Annotated in this window: 7 protein-coding genes and 1 pseudogene; 3 read left to right on the forward strand and 5 right to left on the reverse strand. The window is 66.5% G+C overall.

Going from position 1 to position 5,572, the window contains the following annotated elements; genetic code table 11:
• From ACLN58_RS16905 to ACLN58_RS16915, 3 genes are all read right to left on the reverse strand, one after another.
• On the reverse strand, positions 1-231 hold a 231-nt coding region (locus ACLN58_RS16905), incomplete at its 3' end, for a hypothetical protein (RefSeq protein ID WP_415856417.1).
• 254 nt (positions 232-485) lie between these two features.
• Entirely contained in the window at positions 486-800 is a 315-nt protein-coding gene (locus ACLN58_RS16910; protein WP_415856418.1) for a GNAT family N-acetyltransferase, read from the reverse strand.
• Positions 797-1,840, reverse strand: coding sequence for a pirin family protein (locus ACLN58_RS16915; RefSeq protein WP_415856419.1), 1,044 nt, complete (start codon positions 1,838-1,840; stop codon positions 797-799). Before ACLN58_RS16915 ends, ACLN58_RS16910 begins: the two co-directional genes overlap by 4 nt.
• A 388-nt stretch (positions 1,841-2,228) precedes the next feature.
• On the opposite strand from ACLN58_RS16915, the gene ACLN58_RS16920 reads away from it, so the two are divergent.
• Positions 2,229-2,588, forward strand: a complete 360-nt coding sequence (locus tag ACLN58_RS16920; protein WP_415856420.1) for an ArsR/SmtB family transcription factor — start codon at positions 2,229-2,231, stop codon at positions 2,586-2,588.
• Positions 2,585-3,067, forward strand: a complete 483-nt coding sequence (locus tag ACLN58_RS16925) for an SRPBCC family protein (RefSeq protein WP_415856421.1) — start codon at positions 2,585-2,587, stop codon at positions 3,065-3,067. The genes ACLN58_RS16920 and ACLN58_RS16925 overlap by 4 nt, the downstream gene beginning before the upstream one ends.
• 264 nt (positions 3,068-3,331) lie before the next feature.
• Here ACLN58_RS16925 and ACLN58_RS16930 read toward each other — a convergent pair whose 3' ends face one another.
• Together ACLN58_RS16930 and ACLN58_RS16935 are read right to left on the reverse strand one after the other, a co-directional pair.
• Positions 3,332-3,988 carry a rhomboid family intramembrane serine protease gene (locus ACLN58_RS16930; RefSeq protein ID WP_415856422.1) on the reverse strand — a complete coding sequence of 219 codons (657 nt, stop codon included), beginning with the start codon at positions 3,986-3,988 and terminating at the stop codon, positions 3,332-3,334.
• A 268-nt stretch (positions 3,989-4,256) separates the two neighbouring features.
• Positions 4,257-4,802, reverse strand: coding sequence for a peptidylprolyl isomerase (locus ACLN58_RS16935; RefSeq protein ID WP_415856423.1), 546 nt, complete (start codon positions 4,800-4,802; stop codon positions 4,257-4,259).
• Between the two features lie 165 nt (positions 4,803-4,967).
• Between ACLN58_RS16935 and ACLN58_RS16940 the strand changes: the two are divergent.
• Positions 4,968-5,572 (forward strand): annotated as a pseudogene (locus ACLN58_RS16940) (hypothetical protein); the annotation flags it as partial.

Here is a 5,572-nt window from a genome sequence, read left to right on the forward strand (position 1 = left end):
CCCGTCGCGCGGGCCTGGCGCCACGCGCAGCTGGCCGTACGCGACCATCGCGCCGCCGTCCCAGGCTCCAAGCGTGTCGAGGAGGGGATCAACCCCCGGCTCCTCGAGCTCCGCGGCGAGGTCTTCGGGGGCGTAATGGTCCTCCACACCTGCGGTGTTGGAGAGGAGGTTGCTGAGTTCCGCCCAGGCCGAGGCCTGCGCGGATTCGATGGGCTTCCACACGATGCTCATGGGGTTCCTCTGCGAGGGAGCGGTCGAATCACCGGTCAGCAACGCTACACCGCGTGCGCCGCGACAGATTGCGGCAAGCATCCACATGATGTGAACTTTGTGCGACAAATTATCCACAGGCTGTGGATTTCGTTGGGTCGGGCGAGCCAACGGCGGCCAATCCGACCGAATCACATGGCTGTAAGTTATCCACGCTGGGGATATCCCTGTGGATGACCGGGATCGCTCCCCCACAGCGAGCCCGGCCAGGAGACTCAGTCCTCGGGAGCGACGAATCCCTCGACCACAAGATCCCGATACTCGGGATGCCGGCGTAGGAAGGCCCGCACGTACGGGCAGTACGGCCGGATCTTGACCCCGCGCGAGCGCACGTCGTCGAGCGCGAACGTCACGAGCCGGCCCGCGAGGCCAAGCCCCGAATAGCCCTCGTCAACCTCCGTATGGTCGAACGCGTAGACCGCGCCCTTCTCCTGCGGGCGGTAAAGCGTCATGCCGATGCGCTTGCCGTCGTCACGAAGCTCGTAGCGGTGATGCTCAGGCACCCAGGCCAACTCGATCCGGTCCGTCACCGGGCGTTCCTTTCTCGCGAGCCTCCGCGCGGGCGGAGGCGGACGTGCGGGAGTTCGGGCGCGGGAAGCGCCGAGTCGCCGCTGGTGAGTTCGACCACCGGCCCGAACCGTTCGGCGTCGTCCGCCGTCCCGCCGGGGACGGCGCCGATCTCGCGCTGCCACGCGTCCCGGTACTCGACGATCTCCTCGTGGCCCCGGCCCACGAAGTTCCACCACATCGTGATCTCCTCGTCGAACGGGGCGCCGCCTAGAAGGAGGAGGCGCAGCGGCGCCGTTTCCGGGTTCGCAATCCGGAGCGCGGACGCACCCGGGGCCACATACGCGAGCGTCCGGACAGGGACCTCGGTCCCCTCGACAAGGGCGGGGGCATTGTCGGCCAGGAAACCGTGCTCGAACCCTGGGTCGACGTCAATGACCGCCTCGGCCTCCGGCAGAAGGAGGATCTCGACCCCCAGCAGCGGGGTGTGCGTTCGCACCGGAGCGGCGCTTCCGGCGAGCGTGCCAAGGAACACGCGCGCCTCGCCCGCCACGTTGCCGTCGGGGTCAGCGAGGACGACGGCGCCCGGCACGTAGCGCTCGAAGTCCGGCTCGGTGTTCCTCGCCCCGTCCGGAAGGGCCACCCACAGTTGCGCGCCATGCAGCACTGTGGTCCCCGGCGTCGAATACTCGGAGTGATTGATCCCGCGTCCGGCCGTCATGAGATTGAGCTCGCCCGGGCGGACCAGGGCGTGGTGCCCGGCGCTGTCGCGATGCTCGATCTCCCCCGTGAAGAGCCAGCTCACGGTCTGGAGGCCCGTATGGGGATGCGGCGGGACGTGCATTCCCCCGGTGAGGGACACGTCGTCGGGGCCGTAGTGATCAAGGAAGCACCACGCGCCGATGAGCGAACGCTCCTTCGAAGGCAGCGTGCGTCTGACCGGCATCGCGCGGGGACCGCCCAGCGGAACATCGCGCGGGACGATGAGCTCCACGTGGGCTGCGGGCCCGGCCTGGCCGGTACCGCACAGCGTCTCCTGGGGCTCAAGTTCGAGATTGCTCATGGCGGCCTCCTTGGCCTGAGCCTAACCCGTTGCACTGACAGCGGCGAGGGGACCGTTCGCCCGCGGGTCGCACGCCCTCTCCGCGATACGCCTCAAGTTGTGCACTTTCCAACAGGACCTATCCCCAAAGTTATCCACAGGTGTGGAGAAGTGCGGTGGCTGTGGCGGAGAAAGCGATCGTGACCCGGAATTCTGCGGGGTTAACGGGGCCTGAACTACACGCTTGTAAGTTACCCACACTGTGGACAAGAACTGTGGACATCGATTGTGGTGACCCTCCAACTCCACCGAAATCGAGGTCTTGACTGCGTCCACCAGTCGGCCTACGATCAAGGTATTCAATCAATTGGTTGATCAAGAAATCAGTTGAATACACGGAAAGGGCGCCATGAGCACCGTTGCAGCAGACCCCGAGACGGCCGAGGAGGACCAGCTCAATCGGGCCTTCGCCGCGCTCTCGGACCCGCTGCGGCGAAAGCTCGTAGCGCGCCTCGCCGAGGGAGACGCGACGGTCAACGAGCTCGCAGAGCCGTTCTCCGTCACGCTTCAGGCCGTCTCGAAACACCTCAAGGTTCTCGAGGACGCCGGCCTCATCACGCGCAGTCGCGACGCCCAGCGCCGCCCCTGCCATCTCGACATCCAGGCCCTCGCGCGCCTCACGACGTGGATTGAGGGCTACCGTCAGGCCGTCGAGGAACGCTACGCGCGCCTCGACGCGCTGCTCGCATCGCAGGAGGACCCGTCATGACCACCACCAAGACCCTCGACGTCTCGGCCGAGCCCGGGCTGCCATTCATCACCGTCACGCGGGAGTTCGACGCGTCCGCCGAGCGCGTCTTCCGAATGCACACGGACCCTGAGCTCTTCGCGCAGTGGATCGGACCGCGGAAGTACACGACGACGATCGACTACTACGACGCCCGCTCCGGCGGCGCGTACCGCTTCAGCCAGAGCGATGGCGAGGGGAACTCGTTCGGCTTCCACGGCTCGTTCCACGAGATCACCGCCCCGACGCGGATGGTCCAGACGTTCGAGTTCGAGGGCGCCCCGGGCCACGTGCAACTCGACGCGGCCCAGCTCGAGGACCTGGGCGGCGGTCGTTGCCGGCTCACCGTGCGCTCCTCCTTCCAGTCCGTCGAGGCACGCGACGCCATGCTCGCCGCGGGCATGACCGACGGCATGAGCGAAGGCTACGAGCGGCTCGACGAGATCCTCAGCCGAAGCTAACCCTCCACTGCGCCGAGCACGCGAGCCACAGGAGATCCCCCGAACCACAGGAGATCCACAGCATGAGCATGCGGTTCTCCACAGCTGGGGAGAGTCGATCCGAAGCGATACTCTCGGATGCCTCCGGATCGCCGTGTTTGCAGGGGTGACCTGCCAGTAACTACACATCTGTAAGTTGTGCACACTGTGGAAAACCTTTGTGGAAAACACGAGAGGCCCCTACCGGACGTGGTCCGGTGGGGGCCTCTCGGCGTCCAGAGGAAGTCAGATGCTGGAAACGTCTGACGAAGTCGGAAGAGATCCCCCCACGGCATTCATGCGAACCAGCGTGATGACCACGAGGAGGGCCACAACCAGCACCATCCCGCCGATCTGGAGGACGAGCTGGTAGCGGCCGCGGGGCGCGTAGGCGATGGCCGCCGTCGTGAGCCCGCCGGCGATCAGGCCACCCAGGTGCGCCTGCCACGCGATGCCCTGCACCATGAAGCCCAGCGCGGCATTGATCGCGATGAGCACCACAAGCTGCGTGACGTCGCCGCCGCGCTGGCGGACGACGACGAAGAGCGCACCGAAGAGGCCGAAGATCGCCCCGGAGGCACCGATCACGCCGTTCATCGAGACGGGGGTGAGGAGGAAGAACCCGACCGAGCCGCCGAGCGCCGAGATGACGTACACGGCGAGGTAACGGGCGCGGCCGAGGGCCGGTTCGAGCACTCGCCCGAAGATCCACAGCGTGTACATGTTGAGCACGATGTGGAGGAAGAATCCCTGCGAATGCAGGAAGGCACTCGTGAACATCCGCCACGGCTCGACCTCGGTGAGGGCCGTCGCGTACGCAAAGTCCTGATAGACCTCGTCGTTCGGGATGAGCCACTGGAGCGCGTAGACGAGCACGCACAGCGCGATGATCGACCACGTCACGATCGGGGCTCCCGCGGTGCGGACCGCCGCCCCGTAGCGCGTTCGGACTGGCGCTGCCGACAGTTCGCGAACGCAGTCCACGCAATGGATGCCGACCGGAGCCGGCCGCTGGCATTCCGCGCAGGCCGGCCGCCCGCACCGCTGACACCTCACGTAGGAGACACGGTCCGGATGGCGGGGACACACGGGGGGAGCGGCCGGCTCACCCGGCGGCATTCCATAACTCATGGAGAATATTTCAGCCGGTTAAATTCTGGTGTTGGAATGCTCAGAGCTGCTCGACGTCGATCGACGTAATGACCACGTCGTCGACCGGGCGGTCCTGCAGGCCAGTGCGCACGCCCTCGATCTCGTCGACGACCTTCTTGGAGGCGTCGTCCGCGACCTCGCCGAAGATCGTGTGCTTGCCGTAGAGCCAGCTCGTGTCGACCGTCGTAATGAAGAACTGCGAGCCATTCGTGCCGCGGCCGCCCTGGATGCCGGCGTTCGCCATGGCGAGCTTGTACGGCTCCTTGAAGTTGAGCTCCGGGTGGATCTCGTCGTCGAAGCGGTAGCCCGGGCCCCCGACGCCCTTGCCGAGCGGGTCGCCGCCCTGAATCATGAAGTCCTTGATGATGCGGTGGAAGATCGTGCCGCTGTACAGGGGAGTGCCGCTCTTGTCCTCGCCCGACTCCGGGTGGGTCCACGACTGCTCGCCCGTCGCGAGCCCCACGAAGTTCTTCACGGTCTTCGGCGCGTGGTTGCCGTAGAGGTTGACCACGATGTCGCCGTGGTTCGTGTGGATGGTTGCCTTAGCGGTTGCGATAGCGCTCATGGGCTCATTGTTCCACGGGCGTCAGAACCGCCGCCGGGCCCGGACGGCCGTTCTGCGGTCGGTGAAATCACGGAACTTGACCCCACGTCATGCCCGACATTCGTAGCATACGGCGCAATGCTCTCGTAGGCTGGCGAGTGACCGAGCCGATGTCTGGAGGAAGCCGTGAAGAAATCACTGGAAAAGACCGTGACGAGCAGCGTCGAAAATGCGCGGGATTGGGCACAGCCTCGCGTCGATGCAGCGGTCGAGTGGGCTGTCCCGAGACTACAGCAGGGCCTCGACGCTGCCTCTCCCAAAGTTCAGGAGGGGATCAAGTCGGCCGCGCACAATCTGGCAGAGGGCGTCGCGACCGTGACCCCGAAGCTCCAGGAGGGGCTCTCGCACCTCGCACCGAAGATCAGTGAGATCGTCGACAGCACGGCGCCGCGAGTCCACGAGGCGCTCGACAAGGCGGCGCCGGCCATCAAGGATGCGGCGGACCAGGTGCTCCCGCGCATCTCCGAGGGAATCGCGACGGCGGCCGAGACCGTGAACCGTGGGCTTGCCGCGGCTCCCGGCCAGGTCGACGCCGTGGCCCAGCGCCTCGCGGAATCCGGTATCGTGCGCCAGGCCGACGCCGCCGCGAAGCAGGCCGTCCACGCGGCCCAGGAGGCCGTGCAGCAGGTGGCCAACGAGCCCGTCAAGAAGAAGAAGCGCGGCCTGCTCATCTTCGGTGTCCTCGCGGCGGCGGCCGCGGCCGGTGTCGCCGCGTGGCGGGCCGCCAAGCC

Source organism: Sinomonas sp. G460-2, from assembly GCF_047759905.1.
Classification (GTDB): Bacteria; Actinomycetota; Actinomycetes; order Actinomycetales; family Micrococcaceae; genus Sinomonas.